This window comes from Ochrobactrum sp. MYb379 (assembly GCF_037479515.1).
In the GTDB taxonomy this organism is placed as follows: Bacteria; Pseudomonadota; Alphaproteobacteria; order Rhizobiales; family Rhizobiaceae; genus Brucella.
Map to the genome: position 1 here is coordinate 16,471 of NZ_JBBGYW010000015.1, position 16,627 is coordinate 33,097.

A 16,627-nucleotide genomic window follows, 5' to 3' on the forward strand; every position below is an offset into this window, starting at 1 on the left:
GTACCGGCCCCACCTCAAGCGGGACGCGCATATGGCTGTCTATCTGTTAAAACGTATCTTCGCACTTGTGCCGGTGTTGTTGCTGGTATCGGTGTTTGTATTCCTCCTCCTGAGACTGACGCCGGGTGATCCGGCGGCAATTCTGGCTGGCGACGCCGCCACCACCGAACAGCTTGAACGCATCCGCGAAGCAATGGGCCTTAATGAGCCAATCCTCACCCAGTATTTCACCTGGATGGGTAAGATTATGCAGGGTGATCTCGGCGTTTCGCTGATTTCAGGCGTGCCGGTTATTGATATGGTTTCGCAACGTATTGGCCCCACAATCTCTATCGCTGTGCTGACCATTATCATTGCAGTGCTCGTCGCTATTCCAATGGGTGTGGTTGCTGCATGGCGCCACCGGTCATGGGCCGACTATCTGGTGATGAGCTTTTCAGTTCTTGGCTTTTCCGTTCCGGTCTTTCTGGTCGGCTATGTGCTGCTGTTGATTTTCTCGGTCAATCTTGGCTGGCTTCCGGTACAGGGTTTCAAGCCGATTTCATCAGGCTTGGGTGGCTTTCTGGAGCGCGCAATTCTGCCAGCTCTTACACTTGCTTCGATCTACATCGCGCTGATTGCCCGTATGACCCGTGCGGCAATGCTTGATGTGCTTGGCGAAGATTATATTCGCACCGCGCGCGCCAAAGGCGTGAGTGATCGCCGTCTGCTGTTTGTCCATGCATTGAAAAATGCGGCCGTGCCGGTTGTGACAATCATTGGCACCGGCTTTGCTTTGCTGATTTCCGGCGTGGTCGTAACGGAGAGCATCTTCAATATTCCGGGCATCGGGCGCCTGACGGTCGATGCAGTTCTTGCGCGCGATTATCCGGTTATTCAGGCGATGATCCTGCTGACGAGTGCGCTTTATGTGTTCGTCAATCTGCTGATCGACCTTTCCTATACACTGTTCGACCCAAGGATTCGTTATTGATGCGCTCAGAAAAAACATCAGCGGGTATGCACTGGATGCTCCGCATGTTCTCGCTGCCGCACGTTGCACGCGTTGGTATCGGGCCGATGATTGCCGCCATTCTTCTTGGTGCAATCCTTCTTCTCACCCTCATTTCCCCGTGGATTGCTCCCCACGATCCGCTCGCCATGAACCCCATGATGCGGCTTAAGCCGCCATCGGATGAATATCTGCTTGGAACGGACAATTATGGTCGTGATCTGTTTTCGCGCATGATCCTCGGTGGGCGTATTTCGCTGCTGATCGGACTTCTGGCAGCCGCCGCATCTATTGGTGTTGGCGTGATCATCGGCCTTATTGCCGGTTTCTTCCGTACTGCAGATGCCATCATCATGCGTATGATGGATGCTTTGATGGCGATGCCATCGATCCTGATCGCGATTGCTCTGGTCGCTCTCAACGGCCCATCGATTGGTTCTGTCATCATTGCGATCACCATTCCGGAAATTCCCCGCGTCGTGCGTCTGGTCCGCTCTGTCATTCTGACCGCGCGTGAGGAACCGTATGTTGAAGCAGCCTTAGCACTTGGTTCTAGTACGCCGAAAATTCTTTTCCGGCATCTGCTACCCAACACCATGGCACCGCTGATTGTGCAGGGAACATACATCATCGCGTCGGCAATCCTGACCGAAGCAATCCTGTCGTTTCTCGGTGCTGGTATCAGCACGGAAATCCCGACCTGGGGCAACATCATGGCCGAAGGCCGTCAGTTCTTCCGCATCAAGCCATCGATTGTTCTCTGGCCGGGTCTGTTGCTAACACTCTGCGTTTTGTCGATCAATCTATTGGGTGACGCAGCGCGCGATACACTCGACCCACGTCTGAAAAAGCGGGAGGGCTGATATGGAACTGTGCAATCGTGATTTCACAAATGAGCCTGTTGTTTTAGAAGTTGAGAACCTTATCGTTGCACTCCCGGGTGGCACGCCAGTTCTTCGCAGCGTCAGCTTTGACATTCGCAAGGGCGAAACCGTTTGTCTCGTGGGCGAATCCGGTTCAGGCAAGTCGGTAACGTCGCTCACCGCGATGGGACTCTTGCCAAAAGATGCACTTCTGGTCAAAGAAGGGGCGATCAGGCTCGACGGCACCGATTTGCTCAAGCTGTCGGCAGCGGACATGAAAAAGATGCGTGCAACACGTATCTCCATGATCTTTCAGGAACCGATGACGGCGCTTAATCCTGTTATGCGGGTGGGTGAGCAGATCACTGAAGTGCTGGATGTCCATACCAGCCTATCGTCAGAGGCCAAGCGTGCCAAAGTCATCAACATCATGGAGCAGGTACATCTGCCCGATGTAGAGCGGATTTATCAGAGCTATCCGCACCAGCTTTCAGGCGGACAGCGTCAACGCATCATGATTGCTATGGCGCTCATTCTGGAGCCGGTGGTTCTGATTGCCGATGAGCCAACCACTGCTCTCGATGTCACCACACAAAAACAAATCCTGTCACTTATTGCGGAATTGCAGGAAAAGCATGGAACAGCGGTGCTGTTCATCACACATGATATGGGCGTAGTTGCCGAAATTGCTGATCGCGTCTGTGTCATGCGCAGCGGTGAGATCGTGGAACGCGGGACCATCCGTGACGTTCTGACATCGCCACAGCAGCAATATACCAAAGACCTGCTTGGCTCGGTGCCAAGCCTCATTCCGCGACTGGCGCGTGAACCACAGGGACATGCATCGGTCATCCGCGTTCGTGACCTTGGTATGACCTATAAAACCGGCGGGCTGTTCAGCACCAAGCCCGGCGTTAAAGCCTCGTATGAAGTGAATTTCGAGCTTCAGCCCGGAAGAACACTTGGAATTGTCGGCGAATCTGGTTCCGGAAAAACCACTGTTGCGCGCTCGATCATGCGTCTGATCGAACCGACTGAGGGTGAAATCGTCGTAGATGGGCGGGACATTGCGCATCTTGGAAAACGTGAAATGAAGCCGTTCCGTAAGAAGCTTCAGGTTGTGTTTCAGGACCCGTTTCGCTCATTGAACCCGCGTTGGACAATTGAGCAGAGCCTAACGGAAGGCCCGGTCAATTATGGTGTTCCCTATGACGAAGCTGTCGCTGAAGCAAAGCGTCTTCTGAAGATCGTTTCGCTGCCCGAAGATTCACTCAAGCGTTATCCGCACCAATTTTCCGGTGGCCAGCGGCAGCGTATTGCTATTGCGCGTGCGGTGGCGCTTCGACCAGATATTCTGGTGGCCGACGAGGCTGTGTCGGCGCTTGATGTTTCGGTACAGGCGCAGGTTCTCGAACTTCTCGCCGAATTGCAGCGCGATACTGGCATCGCCATCATTTTTATCACCCACGATCTGCGCGTGGCCGCGCAGATTTGCGACGAGGTACTGGTGATGAAACGCGGACAGGTTGTCGAGCAGGGCAATGCTTCCGACGTGCTTGGCAAGCCTTCGCATGAATATACGCGCTCTTTGATAGAGGCGGCGCCTGGTCGCTTCTGGGATTTTGCGGCGGGACGTCCGGCCGCTTGAATTATGTTTAGTATTTCAGACAGGAATGAAATCATGCCCATCATACCGTTTATTGAGGAGAAAGCCGGCGAGATGCGCGCGGTTTTCGAAGATCTGCATCGTCATCCGCAAATTGGTTTTGAGGAGCAACATGCTTCAGGCGTTGTAGCAGAACTCTTAGAAAAATGGGGTTTTGATGAGGTGCATACCGGCATCGCCAAAACTGGTGTCGTTGGCATTCTGAAAGGACGAAACCCGGGCAATCGCCGTGTGGGTCTGCGTGCAGATATGGATGCGCTGCCAATCGATGAGATTTCGGGTGTGTCTTACACGTCGCAAAATCCCGGCCGGATGCATGCTTGCGGGCATGATGGTCATACAACCATGCTGCTTGGTGCGGCTCAATATCTTGCTGAGACGCGCAATTTCGAAGGGACTGCAGTCTTTGTTTTCCAGCCCGCCGAAGAAGGTCTTGGTGGAGCACGCGGCATGATCGCCGAAGGACTGTTCGAACGTTTCCCTTGTGACGAAATCTATGGAATGCACAACCAGCCCATGGGCACACTTGGCAAAGCACTTATCCGCAAGGGTGCGGCTATGGCTGGCGCAAGCTTCTTCGACATCAAACTGACCGGCAAGGGAAGCCATGCAGCCCAGCCGCACAATGCCCGCGATGTACTGGTCATTGGTGCGGATCTGGTTGGACAGTTGCAGACCATCGTGTCGCGCAACATCCCGGCAACCGATGCCTGCGTAGTGTCCTGCACGCAGTTTCATACCGGAAGCGCCTATAACATCATCCCTGAAGTGGCAACCATCACCGGCACCATCCGCTATTTTGAGCAGCGTGTCTGCGATCTTGCGGAAAGCCGTATCCGTGAAATTTGTGCAGGTGTTGCTGCAGGTTACGGCATCACGGTCGATGTTGATCTTCGCAACGTCTTTGACGTCCTGCGCAATGACCATGATCTTTCCGACGCTTATATGGCTGCAGCGCGCGATGTGCTGGGTGAAGACAACGTCAGCGATGACTGTCCGGCCTTTATGGGCAGTGAAGATTTTGCCGACATGTTGGCGCGTGTGCCGGGTGCGTACATTAATGTGATGCATGGCGGTAAAGCTGCGCTGCATAATCCGGCTTTCGTGCTTGAGCCTGAAACGCTGCCAATCGGAGCGTCGATCTATGCCCGGATCGTGGAAACCCGCCTGCCAGTAAACAAGGACTTAGCAGCATGAGCATGCATGAATTGCCATTTAACCTCGATGACATGATCGGGCGTCTGCGCTCCTGGATTGAAACGGAAAGCCCGACTTTCGATGCAAGCGCCGTGAACCGCATGGTTGAGGTTGCCGCCTATGATTTTGCCGCGGCAGGTGCCGCAATTGAATTCATTCCGGGTCGCATGGGGTTCGGCGGCTCCCTGCGCGCTCGTTTCCCGCACAAGGATCAGGGCAAGCCGGGTATTCTGGTGTCAGGTCATCTTGATACGGTTCATCCGCTTGGTGTGATCAACATCAATCCCTATCGCCGCGAGGACGGTAAGCTTTACGGCCCCGGTATTCAGGATATGAAGGGTGGCAACTTCGTGGCCCTTGAAGCCATGCGTGAGATCGCCCGCAGCGGGCTTGCAACAAAGCTTCCCGTTACGTTTCTTTTGACACCGGATGAAGAAGTCGGCACACCTTCGACCCGTGATCTTATTGAGCAGGAAGCACTCAAGAACAAATATGTTCTGGTGCCGGAGCCAGCATTGCGTGATGGCGGTGCGGTTGTCGGTCGTTATGCAATCGCGCGATACAAACTTGAGACTGTCGGCAAGCCAAGCCATGCCGGTTGGTTGCTCAAAGAAGGCCGCTCGGCAATCCGTCGTATGGCCGAAAAAATTATCGAGATCGAAGCACTCACCACAGAAGATTGCACCTTTTCGGTTGGTGTTATTCATGCGGGCCAATGGGTTAATTGTGTTTCTTCAAGTTGTAATGCTGAAGCGCTGAGCATGGCGAAGACCCAGAAAGATCTGGAAGACGGCGTTGCGCGTATCATGGCGCTGGGTGGAGACAAAGACGGAGTTGAATTGATTGTCACCCGCGGCGTCACGCGTCCTGTTTGGGAGCCAGGTCAGCCACAGGATATGAAGCTTTTCAACTTCGCGAATAATATTGCAAAAGAGATCGGCTTCACCATGTCGGTCCAGAGTTCGGGCGGCGGCTCAGACGGCAATTTTACCGGCGCGCTTGGTGTCCCGACAATCGATTCCATCGGGGTGCGTGGCGAAGGCCTGCATACGTTGGGCGAGCATATTTTCGAAGACAGTCTGGTCGAACGGGCCCGCCTTCATGCGGGTCTGTTTCTCTCACTGGAATAACAGCCAGAGGTGCGGCCATGGCCGATGCTACAAGATCAACAGCAACCCGCATTTCGGGTTTGCTAAGCGATGTCACGATCAATGTGGATCAATGGGGCGTCGCCCATATCAGGGCGGAGAACCTGCATGATCTGTTTTTCGCACAGGGTTTTAACGCCGCGCGCGATCGGCTCTGGCAGATCGATATAGCGCGCAAGCGCGGGCTTGGTCTGCTGGCGCGCGATTTTGGCCCCGGCTATCTTGAGCAGGACAGGGCCGCGCGCCTGCTGCTATATCGCGGAGATATGGCACCGGAATGGAAGGCTTACGGACCGGATTCTGAACAGATATGCACGGCTTTTGCTGAAGGTATCAATGCATATATTGATGCCTGTGAAGCAGGCGAGCAGCCACTTCCGCCGGAGTTTGCGCTGCTCGGACACAAGCCCGATCGGTGGTGTGCTGAAGATGTCGTTCGCGTACGCACTCATTCGCTGACACGTAATGCATCATCCGAGCTTCTCCGCTCAAAGGTTATGGCAAAGGCGGGTGTGGAGCTTGGTGGTAAGCTTGATCAGCTGCGCAAGGAATTGTCGCATGACGTGGTGCCAAAGCCGGTCGATGGCTTTGATCCGAACATCATGACCGACAGGGTTTTACGCGACTTCCAGCTTGCTGTCAGTCCTGCCACCTTCTCTAAAGAACGCTTGGCTGCAACACTTGATGAAGCAGGTCTCTGGACGGTTGTTTCGGCGTCCGGCGACATCGCGCGCGCCTCTTTTGAAGAGGGTTCTAATAATTGGGCAATCGCAGCTGAAAAGACCTCGACTGGGCGACCGATACTGGCACTCGATCCCCATCGCACCCATGGCTTGCCATCCATCCGCTACGTCGTTCATCTGATCATGCCTGGCCTTGATGTGATCGGCGCAGGCGAGCCTATGGTTCCTGGAATTTCCATGGGGCATAACGGCACCGCAGCTTTTGGCCTCACGATTTTTGGTGCCGATCAGGAAGACATTTACGTTTATCAAACTGATGAAAACAACCACGACCAATATGCCTATCAAGGCAATTGGGAGAGGTTCACGACGATTACTGAAGCCATCCCCGTTAAAGGGCATCCTGATCAAACCGTCGAACTCAAATTCACGCGGCATGGTCCTGTGCTCTATGAGGATAAAGCGAACAACCGCGCCTTTGGTCTGCGTACAGTCTGGATGGATGCGGGCATGGCACCTTATATGGCGAGCCTTGCCGTCATGCGGGCTGAAAACTATACTGACTACGCCAGTGCCCTGGATGGTTGGGGATGCCCGTCGGTCAATCACATCTATGCAGATACAACAAACACCATTGCATGGAAGCCTTCAGGTGCGACACCTGTTCGCGAGAACTGGGACGGACTTTTACCTGTCCCCGGCGATGGGCGTTATGAGTGGAATGGCTATCTGGCTCCGCAGTCTGGCCCTGTTGAAATTAATCCAGAACGCGGCTTTATCGCGACCGCCAACGCCATGAATGTGCCTGATGCGTGGACAGCCACCAATCCGGCCATTGGTTATGAATGGCTGGATAGCAGTCGTCACGACACCTTGCATCAAGCCCTGTCGCGCAAAGCGCCAATATCGCTTGAAGACTGCGCGCGCCTGCAAGCCTCCACTTTTTCACCCATTGCCGCGCGGGCACTAAAAAGCCTCAAGCGACTGTTTCCGCATAGTGATGATCCGGCTCAACTGCTTCTTCGCGATTGGGATGCGGACCTGTCGGCAAAATCTGCACCGGCGGCGCTTTTTGAAATCTGGTTGAACAAGTATCTGGGACCGCTTGTTGCAAAAGCCGAGGGCGCTGTCGCAGATGTGATACCGCTGCTTATGCCATTTGATTCACCGAGCATTGTGTCATGGCTGGAAAATACGGCAGCATCGTCCAAGCATACCGCGGCCATTCAGCAAAGCCTCACCGATGCCTGGGCTGAGTGCGGCTCGTTGATGGGGGCGGATGCTACGCAATGGGCATGGGGTACCATTCATAAGCTTGAACTCCGCCATCCCTTGCAGCCGTTGACAGACAATGATTGGTCACTGAAGCCCGTAGCGCTTGGCGGCAGTAGTTCAACACTCAACTATGCAACATACCGATTGCACGACTTCTCGGTTGTTGCAGGTCCATCTGTCCGAATGGTCATCGATGTTGGCGACTGGGACAATAGTCTCTTCGTCAATAATCCCGGCCAGTCTGGTGTGCCGCTTAATCAGCATTATGCTAATTTATCAGAGAATTGGCGTAATGCTAAGCCTTTACCACTTCTATATTCATGGGAACGAATTCAACATAACACTGAGGAAAGAATTATATTGAAGGCGCCTCTTTGAGGCTGCAAAGGTCACGCGACGATGTAGAACATGTATAATGATGCAGAGCGCCTCCAATCACCGATTGGGAGCGCCTGCTAATTTTACCGTCATGATGCAGAACAAGAGGCACGTTACCGCTATTAAAACCATGCATAGAAGCCACCAGATCGAGCTTTGCTGAACCAAATATGCAGCGAGTGGCGTAGCGGCGGCACCGAGCATAAGCGGCAGCGCGCCCAATATAGCTGCACTTGAACCCAACGCTTTATTTCGCGTAGCGAGGGCTATGGACATCAAAGTGCTCTCGGCTATTCCTAAGCCCGCCAACGATACGAACATTCCAATGACAATCCCATAAAAACCCATGGGTGTCATGGATGCGGTGAGGGCGATACTTGTTCCAATGAAAATTGCCAATGAACCAATTAGCGCCAGTTTTTGAACAGCCATGTGAATAGCGAAACGTGCACTGAGCATGGCACCGAGCAGAACAGCGAAACCAGTTCCGCCAAATACTAACCCGAAATGAGATGGCGATAAGCCGTAGTGTTCCTGATAAGCAAACGCAGAGCCCCCAATATATACAAACAGAAAGACGAAAGTCAGAGTCAATGCAGTCGCTGGAACCAGAAATTTCGGGTCGGACAGGATTTCGGTATATGTACGAAAAATCTCGCCGAACTCTAGTTTTGTTCGTTTTTCAGCTGGAAGCGATTCAGGCAACATTATCAAACTACTGATTAATACCAGAATGCCAAGTGCGGCTAAGGTTAGAAAAATAGCGCGCCAGCCAAACGCTTCGCCAATAAGTCCACCAATTGCTGGCGCAAAAACTGGACCAAGGCCCTGAACGGTCATTAGAAGTGCGAAAATCTGTGTCGCACGAGCGCCCTCTGCGACATCCCGAACACTGCTCATGGCCGTTACGATTGCCAAGGATGCAGCCAGCCCCTGAAAAAAGCGCGCGATTATCAAGCTTTCATGTGTTGATGCCCAAGCAGACCATACAGATGTGAAAACAAATATTATGATTGCGGTGAGCAGGGGGGCTCTGCGCCCGAGGGCATCTATAATGGGCCCAAATATGAGCTGCCCACCACCCATAGCCAATAAGAACACGGTCAAAGTGAATTGCATGGTCGTATAGTTAGTGCCTAACTCGTTTGCCATTACGGGCAACGAAGGCAGATACATATCGATTGATGTTGGCCCAAGTAACGTTAGAAAGCCCAAAGCAATGGCGACACCAAAGGGCGCCGTGCCTGGATGAGTTACGGTTTTCATTAAATCCTCTTAAGGCCGCCAGAGCGGTTTTTGGGATGAGTTATGGCCGACTAAGTCGGGTCAGTTTTAGCATTCGACTTCCGCAACGTCGCCTCAGCATGATTGACAACAGAGAGCCATTCTTCGTGGTCAGGATCAATCAGACCCAGACCACGCAAGAAAAATAAGCCTTCGATTGCCAGAATTGCCTGACGAATATCGCGGCCTCTTTGCGTTGATCCATCAAAATGAGCGAAAACTGAGCGGTAGAATTTCCGTGCAGGCTCCGATACTTCGGGCGCATTAGAAAGTGCTGTCATCAGCAATGACGCCGTTCTTAAATGTGTTTCTTCCTGACTTTGGATCTCGGCTACATAAGCATTGAGCATTGCAAGCGGGGACGTATCAACTGGGTCTGCTTTCGCATTCCAGCAAACAGTGAAACGGTGCAATTCCCGTGCTAGTGCTGCGGCAATCAACTCATCCTTGCTTGCGAAGGCATAGACCAACCCACCTTTGCTGACGCCAGCACGTTCTGCAACCGCATCAAGTGTAAAACCACGCCCTTCACTTTCAACCATAACGGCTTCGGCAGCATCGAGAACGCGATCGTGGTCTATCTCTCTTGGGCGGGCCATTTTTATCCCTCATGAAATTGGTTTGCTACAGCCTGGTGTAGTTGATTTGAAGTGCCTATCATGTGTGTGTTTTCACTTTTCGGAACTCCATATCCCTAAACCATACTAGTGACGGAACACATACTCAGAACCATCCGTAAACCGATTCAGGCGATAGATCGATGAATCCGCAGTCGTTTTCTGCCCGGCAATCATTTGTGCGATCATTTCACCAGATGCGGGCGCTGTGGTAAGTCCATTTCCGGAGAATCCGGTTATGATGAATAGACCTGGCACTTCGGGTACTTCGCCAATATACTGGGTAGAGTCAGGCGTAGCGTCAATCATGCCTGCCCATCTTTGTCGAACGATAGCCTTCTCATACTGCGGATAAGCTCTGCGAAGGCTTGTTAAAGCTCGATCAGCTTCTTGTGTGTCAACATTTGCGGAAAGCATCCGTACTTCCTCAAACGGCGATATTTCATCTGCTTTCCAGTTCGATTTAACCTGCAACGATGAAAAGAAGTCGCTTGAAGTGCGAACGTTAATTAGCCCGCTCGAGTGTTTCAAAGCTGGCAGGAAGTCGAATACATACCGGAAGCTATCATCGGTAATCGGTGAATTGTTGCTGGAAACTCCAATGGCCGTTTCACCATTTGCCATGTGTCGCCAAGCAAAATCTGGCCCATATCCTGCACCGGGCAGGGCGTCTTCGATTTTGCTAACTCTTTGCATTGAAGAGTTAATAGCGAGTTGAGGCAGGCTAATTCCGGCATTGCGAGCGAACAGAGATGACCATGCGCCACCTGCAATAACAACCGCTTTTGCTTTGATGTAGCCGAGTTCGGTGTGAACGCCTGCTACTTTTCCAGCTTCTCGCTCTATAGTCCTTGCTGCTACAGGTGCGTAAATTTTTACACCTTCGCGGAGTGCTCCTCGTGCTATGCGGGACACAGACCAGGTTGGCTCAGCAGTACCGTCACTGGCCTGATAAAGGGCAGCGAGAAACTTCTCCGACGCTCCCGGAATAAGCGCGTCAAGATCGCTCCCCATGATAATGCGTGCATCCATTTGCGGCTGTACTTCGAGAGCGCTTTTCAGCCATGCATTGCTCGCTTCAACCTCTTCATCGCTGCTTAAAAGCGAGAAGTTTCCCGATTGTCGAAAACCAATATCTTCTCCAAAGCGGGCCGCAAAACCCCGCCATATAGCTTTTGATCTGTTGCTAAGCTCAAGCTTCCCCAAATCCCAGCCGTTTGAATAAATCCATCCAAAAGCCCGGCTCGATTGCTCTCCTGCTACGACACCTTTTTCGAGGATAACAGTGCTTAAACCGCGCTCATTGAGGAAAAGCGCGGTCGATATGCCGGCAATTCCACCACCAATAACGACGACATCAGCACTTGCCGGTATGGTTTGCGTTGTTTCTACGGGTTCGGCCAACGGCACATGAGATGGCGCGCGCCAACCGGGTGCCGAAGCGAACATTGCCCCACCTGTCGCACCAACAAGTGCACTACCCAAGATCACACTGCTGTTCTTGAGAAATCTTCTTCTCGATATTGTCACGAGCAACTCCCTGATTGCGCGAACGGAGTCTCCGAGACGCAATAATTTTGATGGGATGCGATATATGACTGATCAGTCGAAAATGCAAACACAGATGAGTTCACATAATTGCGAGGAATATTAGATCACTGTTTTTATTGTCTTTTAAGTTGAATAATTGCTGTTAAAAGCGATCTTTCCCAGCTTCCGCTTATATGCAGGTTGGAAGAAAGATAGTCGGAATATGGACCTATAATATCGTGAGGCCCACCATCAATGTCAGTCAAGGAAGCTCCTTAACGGCAATGATAGCAGGCCCCAAAATATGACCTTTGAACAACTGTATGAGCGGCTATTTTAATTGAATTGTTGCAGCTTCAATATCCGGCTTCTGAGGGATGATAGCACTTTTCACATACCACTCAGCAATCTTGTTAAGTTGTTCTGTATCATTAGCAGTAACAGGGGTTGTTGGAACTGCATTGCTATTACCGATAGCATCTCCCAGTTCTAAAGGAATATTCATTTCCTTTGCCCATATCGATCCTGCTTCCGTCTTGTTGGCAACCGCCCAGGCATTATCATTTTTCAACACGTCAAAAATTGCCTGCAAGTCATCGGTTTTATCGTTTGCATATTGGCGGCTAGAAACCAGAACGACTGCATTGTCAGAGCCTATAGCAGCGCCATCTGCAATGACTTTTCCGTCATAGGACTTCTCTGCGATCGCGACAAATGGGTCCCATGTTGCCCATGCATCTACGTGCCCTTGTAAAAAGCTTGGACCACTATCACTTGGGCTCAGATAAACACGTTCGACGCTGCCAGCGTCTACGCCATTTTTTTCCAGTCCCTGCATCAGCAGATATTCACCAGTACCGCCCCGATTGACCGCAACTTTTTTGCCGACCAGATCTTTGATTGACTGAATTTCTGACTCTTTTTTCGCAACAATACCCTCAGAAGTTGGCGACATCTTCTGATAGCCAAAGATAGTGAGGGGGATGTTTGCAGCCAAAGCGGCAATTGCAGAAGTTGAGCTTCCGGCAGTGATATCAATGCTGCCAGCATTCAATGCTTCAAAAGCCGGCGCTGCGGCAGGGAATGGACCTGCCCATTCCACTTTCACGCCGCGTTCAGCCAATGCTTTTTCCAATGTGCCACGCGATTTAGCCAGTGTAATGTCGTTTGGTCCGCGAAGCCAGCCAATCCGAACGACCTGATCGGCAGCGAAGCTGGTTGTGCTGGTAATCAACATAGCCGCACCAGTAAGCGCCGCCAGAACGTAACGTTTTTTCATGAAGATCTCCGCTTAGTGCGCACCCCGAAAAGTATGAGATGGTTTTCGGATAAAGATGCGTGTTAAAATAAATGATTAGAGCATTGGTCTGATTCAGTCAGCTCAATGCTCTAATGGGGCAGGGGTATGTGCCGGACGCCAAGCGCTTCCAGCAGTTCAGCTTCTATGACGGCTGCGCGTTTGTCGGTTCGCTGCCGTGGGTGATCAATGTTAACTCTCAAGTCGTGCGTAAAGCGCCCCTGATCCAGAACCAAAATACGGTCTGCCAAGGCTACCGCCTCCCATATGTCGTGCGTTACCAGAAGCATTGAAGGTTTGTGCTTTCGCCAAAGGTCGAGCACCAGAGCGTGCATGTGCATGCGCGTGAGGGCGTCTAGTGCCGCAAATGGTTCATCAAGCAGCAGCAGTTCTGGCTCACGCACCAAGGCTCTCGCCAAGGCCGCACGCTGTGCTTCACCGCCAGAAAGTGTGAGCGGCCATGCGTCCAGCCGATGTAGCAAACCTACATCGGTCAGTACCTGCTTCGCTTTTCCGGTGCTGTGTGATATTGGAGCGCCGAGTGTCACATTGTCGATGACTGTCTTCCACGGCATCAGGCGCGGTTCCTGAAAAACAACGGCTCGACGCTGTGGTATGGTCAATTCATTTGCAGGCGCACTATCAAGGCCAGCCAAAACGCGGAGCAAGGTTGATTTCCCGGAACCACTTCTTCCAAGGAGTGCTACAAACTCGCCGGCTTTGATGGTGAGGTCTATACCATTGAGAACCTGCGGGCCGCCGAAGGAGCGTGACAGGTCACGAATTTTGACGACTTCACTCATGATACCACCGCAGGACGCCAGCGCAGGCTATAAGTCTCAATGGCACGAACCAGACCATCTGTTAGAAGCCCCATAAGCGCGTAGACCAGCAGGCAAACCACAATCACGTCCGTCTGTAAAAAATCACGCGCGTAAGTGAGTATATAGCCGATGCCGCTCGACGCATTGATTTGCTCGGCGACGACCAGACTTAGCCACGCAATGCTTAATCCATAACGGATACCAACAAGCAGAGACGGCATAGCTCCGGGGATAATTATATGACGAATGATGTCTATTGTACTCAAGTCAAGAGTGCGCCCTGCTTCAATGAGCTTGCGGTCAACGCTGCGTATGCCGCCATAAAGTGTTAAATAGATCGGGAATACAGAACCGAACGCCACCATCCCGATTTTGGGAGCCTCTCCAATACCATACCAAAGAATGAACAGTGGCAGCAGGCCCAGAAAAGGCATTGCTTTGAGCATTTGTACGGGGGGATCAATGATGGCCTCCCCAATACGGGAAAGGCCAGCTAAAAGCGCAAGTACAATGCCAATCACAAGCGCAATTGAAAACCCGGCAAGTACACGCAGAAACGAGACCGCGAGGCTGGTCGCAAGTTCACCAGACATCAAAAGGCGCAATGCCGTTGCCGCGATTTCGAGTGGTGACGCCAGCGTGCGTGGCGATAGGAGACCTGACATGCTTGCCAATTGCCACAATATCAAAATGATAATGGGCGACAACAGTCTGAGCAGCCATTGTGGTGTAATGGCTTTTAGTTTGCCCTGGTCGTTTTTGCTGGATTGAAACTTTCCTGTTTTTTCCAGAGCTTGCGCGTCAGCCATTGGCGCCCTTTCCAGTCAGATCTCTGTCAAATAGAGTCGACCAGGTGAACTGTTTTCGTTCATTCACAGGACGTTCAACGGGGAGGCGTGGAAGAACAAGCTCTCCAAAACGATAGGCTTCTTCCAGTAGGGGCATGCCAGATAAGATAAACGTGTCAACGCCGACAGCCTGATAAGCCTCAAGCGTTCGGATAACCGTATCAGGCGAACCGACAATTGCCGTTCCAGGGCCGGGGCGCACCAAGCCGATGCCTGCCCACAGGTTTGGAGAAATTTCAAGATCACGCAGATTGTCGGGTTTCACCCCACCATGCATGGCCGTCATTCTCTGCTGTCCAACTGAATCGCTATTGGATACAAAGCGCTTGTTGCCAGCCATAGCTGCTTCGTCCATTTGATCGTAGAGATCAGCGGCGGCTTCCCATGCTTTCGTATCTGTTGAGCGAACAATTACGTAAAGACGAATGCCATATTTCAGCTCACGTCCATATGATGCAGCCCGCGCTTTGACTTGCTTTACCTTTTCACCCATTTGCTCCGGCGTTTCGCCCCATGAGAGATAAGTATCGACGTGTTTTGCTGCGACATCGATAGCACTATCAGATGAACCACCAAACCAAAGTGGGGGTGGTGCGATGGAAGAGCCAGCAGGCAGCGCAAGCTTTGCGCCTTCAGTCTGAAAATACTTTCCCTTATGAGTTACGCTTTCGCCAGCCATCAAGCGATGCCATAGAGACAAATATTCGTCTGCCATCACATAACGTTCGTCATGAGGAAGCATCATGCCATAAGCACCGAGCATTTTGGCATCGCCGGAAACCACATTCAGCATTAAACGGCCGTTGGAAAACTCCTGAAAAGTGGCTGCCATTTTTGCCAGAAGCGTGGGGGCGACAAGGCCTGGGTGAAAGGCAAGCAAAAACTTCATGCGCTCAGTGTAAGGCAATAATGCACTTGCCAGTGGCCAGACGTCATGTGCACCTGTTGCAAACAACGCACCCGTATAACCCAGATGATCATAGGCTTGCGCTAACTGTTTATAATAGCCGTAATCGACAACGCGTGAGCCTTCTGGTTTCCAGGGATAAGCACCATCGGGTGCGCACATGTACCACAGCACATTCATGCTTCTACTGCCTTGCTATTCTCTGTCATAATGTCGATTTTTCTGCTGATCGCATCGTGTCGGAGCAAGATGTCCGCTTCCGCCTGCTGTTCTTGCAGAAGGGTTGAGCCAGAAGCCAGAATTCCCCAGTTCCGTTCCGAAATAACTCGCGTCCAGGCACGACGCTCATTGTCATCTGAACCTTTGGAAAGTAATGCCGCTGCCTGAGCGGGATTTGCAATGATCTCGCCGCTAATCCTCGTGAGTTCTTGAGTAAAAGCCTGAAAGACATCATGCGGCAGCTTCCGCTGCGCAATTGTCCAGAACACCGAACGATTGGGAATGGTGGTTCCACAATGTAATATTGGATGAAACTCGCCACTGGCTAACGCTTGTTCCAGATGCGGAGCCATAGCTATCCAGGCACTAACTTCGTCTGAACGCAGGAGATCGCGCGATGGGCTGGCTAAAAGGTCGTGGCGCTTCACATCATCAAGACGAAGCCCAACCTGTTCGAGACTTTTTGCCAAAAAATAAGTGTGAAATGATCCATCAACCAGCGCAATATCTAGCCCTTTGAGATCAGAAAGTGTCTTGATGGGACTATCTTTGCGGACTAAAATTGCGCCGTTGGCCGGGCGTTGTGCTGAAGCCGCGACATAGATTACGGGCAAACCACTTTCTGCAGCCAGAATGGGGGGAGTTGAGCCTGTGCCGCCTATATCGATTGTGCCAGACTCCAGCATTTTTGCTGTGTCCCGACCTTCAGCATATGGAATAAATTCAGAGTTTAATTCCGCAAAAGCACCCGGCCAGCGTGATGCCAGCGTCAGATGAAGATTGTTGGGATGGACCCCAATTTTAAACGCCATGAAAATTCGATCCGGTTGCAAAGTCGTTATATAAAATTATATAATGAGAACGAAGCGGCGATCCTAGAAAGGCGCGATTAAACATCGG

General features: G+C 51.9%; 14 protein-coding genes. 6 read left to right on the plus strand and 8 right to left on the minus strand.

The genetic code is table 11. From position 1 onward, the window contains the following. The first annotated feature begins 31 nt into the window (after positions 1-31). Genes WH356_RS19755 through WH356_RS19780 form a run of 6 tightly spaced genes read left to right on the plus strand, consistent with a single transcriptional unit; the run spans position 32 to position 8,201 of the window. Positions 32-973: an ABC transporter permease gene (locus WH356_RS19755; RefSeq protein WP_339513878.1), complete on the plus strand. Its 942-nt coding sequence runs from the start codon at positions 32-34 to the stop codon at positions 971-973. A gap of 35 nt (positions 974-1,008) precedes the next feature. Then, entirely contained in the window at positions 1,009-1,854 is an 846-nt protein-coding gene (locus tag WH356_RS19760) for an ABC transporter permease (protein ID WP_339513988.1), read from the plus strand. 1 nt (position 1,855) lies between these two features. Next, positions 1,856-3,502, plus strand: coding sequence for an ABC transporter ATP-binding protein (locus tag WH356_RS19765; RefSeq protein WP_339513880.1), 1,647 nt, complete (start codon positions 1,856-1,858; stop codon positions 3,500-3,502). A gap of 33 nt (positions 3,503-3,535) precedes the next feature. Further along, positions 3,536-4,717: a M20 aminoacylase family protein gene (locus WH356_RS19770; RefSeq protein WP_339513882.1), complete on the plus strand. Its 1,182-nt coding sequence runs from the start codon at positions 3,536-3,538 to the stop codon at positions 4,715-4,717. Further along, complete coding sequence (locus WH356_RS19775) at positions 4,714-5,847, plus strand: M20/M25/M40 family metallo-hydrolase (protein WP_339513884.1); 1,134 nt, start codon at positions 4,714-4,716, stop codon at positions 5,845-5,847. Before WH356_RS19770 ends, WH356_RS19775 begins: the two co-directional genes overlap by 4 nt. A 17-nt stretch (positions 5,848-5,864) precedes the next feature. After that, positions 5,865-8,201: a penicillin acylase family protein gene (locus WH356_RS19780; RefSeq protein ID WP_339513886.1), complete on the plus strand. Its 2,337-nt coding sequence runs from the start codon at positions 5,865-5,867 to the stop codon at positions 8,199-8,201. 57 nt (positions 8,202-8,258) lie between these two features. Here WH356_RS19780 and WH356_RS19785 read toward each other — a convergent pair whose 3' ends face one another. The 8 genes from WH356_RS19785 to WH356_RS19820 form a co-directional block, all read right to left on the minus strand. Continuing rightward, on the minus strand, positions 8,259-9,467 hold the full coding sequence (locus WH356_RS19785; protein ID WP_339513888.1) for a multidrug effflux MFS transporter: 1,209 nt from the start codon (positions 9,465-9,467) through the stop codon (positions 8,259-8,261). Between the two features lie 50 nt (positions 9,468-9,517). Then, positions 9,518-10,084 carry a TetR/AcrR family transcriptional regulator gene (locus WH356_RS19790; protein ID WP_339513890.1) on the minus strand — a complete coding sequence of 189 codons (567 nt, stop codon included), beginning with the start codon at positions 10,082-10,084 and terminating at the stop codon, positions 9,518-9,520. A gap of 105 nt (positions 10,085-10,189) precedes the next feature. After that, entirely contained in the window at positions 10,190-11,587 is a 1,398-nt protein-coding gene (locus tag WH356_RS19795; protein WP_445253701.1) for an FAD-dependent oxidoreductase, read from the minus strand. Positions 11,588-11,963: 376 nt separating this feature from the next. After that, a complete protein-coding gene (locus WH356_RS19800; protein ID WP_339513892.1) occupies positions 11,964-12,911 on the minus strand; it encodes an aliphatic sulfonate ABC transporter substrate-binding protein in 948 nt (315 codons plus the stop codon). A gap of 110 nt (positions 12,912-13,021) precedes the next feature. Beyond that, a complete protein-coding gene (locus WH356_RS19805) occupies positions 13,022-13,732 on the minus strand; it encodes an ABC transporter ATP-binding protein (RefSeq protein ID WP_339513894.1) in 711 nt (236 codons plus the stop codon). After that, the gene (locus WH356_RS19810) at positions 13,729-14,562 is read right to left on the minus strand and encodes an ABC transporter permease (protein ID WP_339513896.1); all 834 of its coding nucleotides are present in this window, start codon (positions 14,560-14,562) and stop codon (positions 13,729-13,731) included. The genes WH356_RS19805 and WH356_RS19810 overlap by 4 nt, the downstream gene beginning before the upstream one ends. After that, entirely contained in the window at positions 14,555-15,688 is a 1,134-nt protein-coding gene (locus tag WH356_RS19815) for an LLM class flavin-dependent oxidoreductase (protein WP_339513897.1), read from the minus strand. Before WH356_RS19815 ends, WH356_RS19810 begins: the two co-directional genes overlap by 8 nt. Then, on the minus strand, positions 15,685-16,539 hold the full coding sequence (locus WH356_RS19820) for an ABC transporter substrate-binding protein (protein WP_339513899.1): 855 nt from the start codon (positions 16,537-16,539) through the stop codon (positions 15,685-15,687). The genes WH356_RS19815 and WH356_RS19820 overlap by 4 nt, the downstream gene beginning before the upstream one ends. Positions 16,540-16,627 lie beyond the last annotated feature (88 nt).

Coding starts and splice junctions, on each gene's coding strand:
- WH356_RS19755 (WP_339513878.1), top strand. CDS start 32: ATGGCTGTCTATCTGTTAAAACGTATCTTCGCACTTGTGCCGGTGTTG.
- WH356_RS19760 (WP_339513988.1), top strand. CDS start 1,009: ATGCTCCGCATGTTCTCGCTGCCGCACGTTGCACGCGTTGGTATCGGG.
- WH356_RS19765 (WP_339513880.1), top strand. CDS start 1,856: ATGGAACTGTGCAATCGTGATTTCACAAATGAGCCTGTTGTTTTAGAA.
- WH356_RS19770 (WP_339513882.1), top strand. CDS start 3,536: ATGCCCATCATACCGTTTATTGAGGAGAAAGCCGGCGAGATGCGCGCG.
- WH356_RS19775 (WP_339513884.1), top strand. CDS start 4,714: ATGAGCATGCATGAATTGCCATTTAACCTCGATGACATGATCGGGCGT.
- WH356_RS19780 (WP_339513886.1), top strand. CDS start 5,865: ATGGCCGATGCTACAAGATCAACAGCAACCCGCATTTCGGGTTTGCTA.
- WH356_RS19785 (WP_339513888.1), bottom strand. CDS start 9,467: ATGAAAACCGTAACTCATCCAGGCACGGCGCCCTTTGGTGTCGCCATT.
- WH356_RS19790 (WP_339513890.1), bottom strand. CDS start 10,084: ATGGCCCGCCCAAGAGAGATAGACCACGATCGCGTTCTCGATGCTGCC.
- WH356_RS19800 (WP_339513892.1), bottom strand. CDS start 12,911: ATGAAAAAACGTTACGTTCTGGCGGCGCTTACTGGTGCGGCTATGTTG.
- WH356_RS19805 (WP_339513894.1), bottom strand. CDS start 13,732: ATGAGTGAAGTCGTCAAAATTCGTGACCTGTCACGCTCCTTCGGCGGC.
- WH356_RS19810 (WP_339513896.1), bottom strand. CDS start 14,562: ATGGCTGACGCGCAAGCTCTGGAAAAAACAGGAAAGTTTCAATCCAGC.
- WH356_RS19815 (WP_339513897.1), bottom strand. CDS start 15,688: ATGAATGTGCTGTGGTACATGTGCGCACCCGATGGTGCTTATCCCTGG.
- WH356_RS19820 (WP_339513899.1), bottom strand. CDS start 16,539: ATGGCGTTTAAAATTGGGGTCCATCCCAACAATCTTCATCTGACGCTG.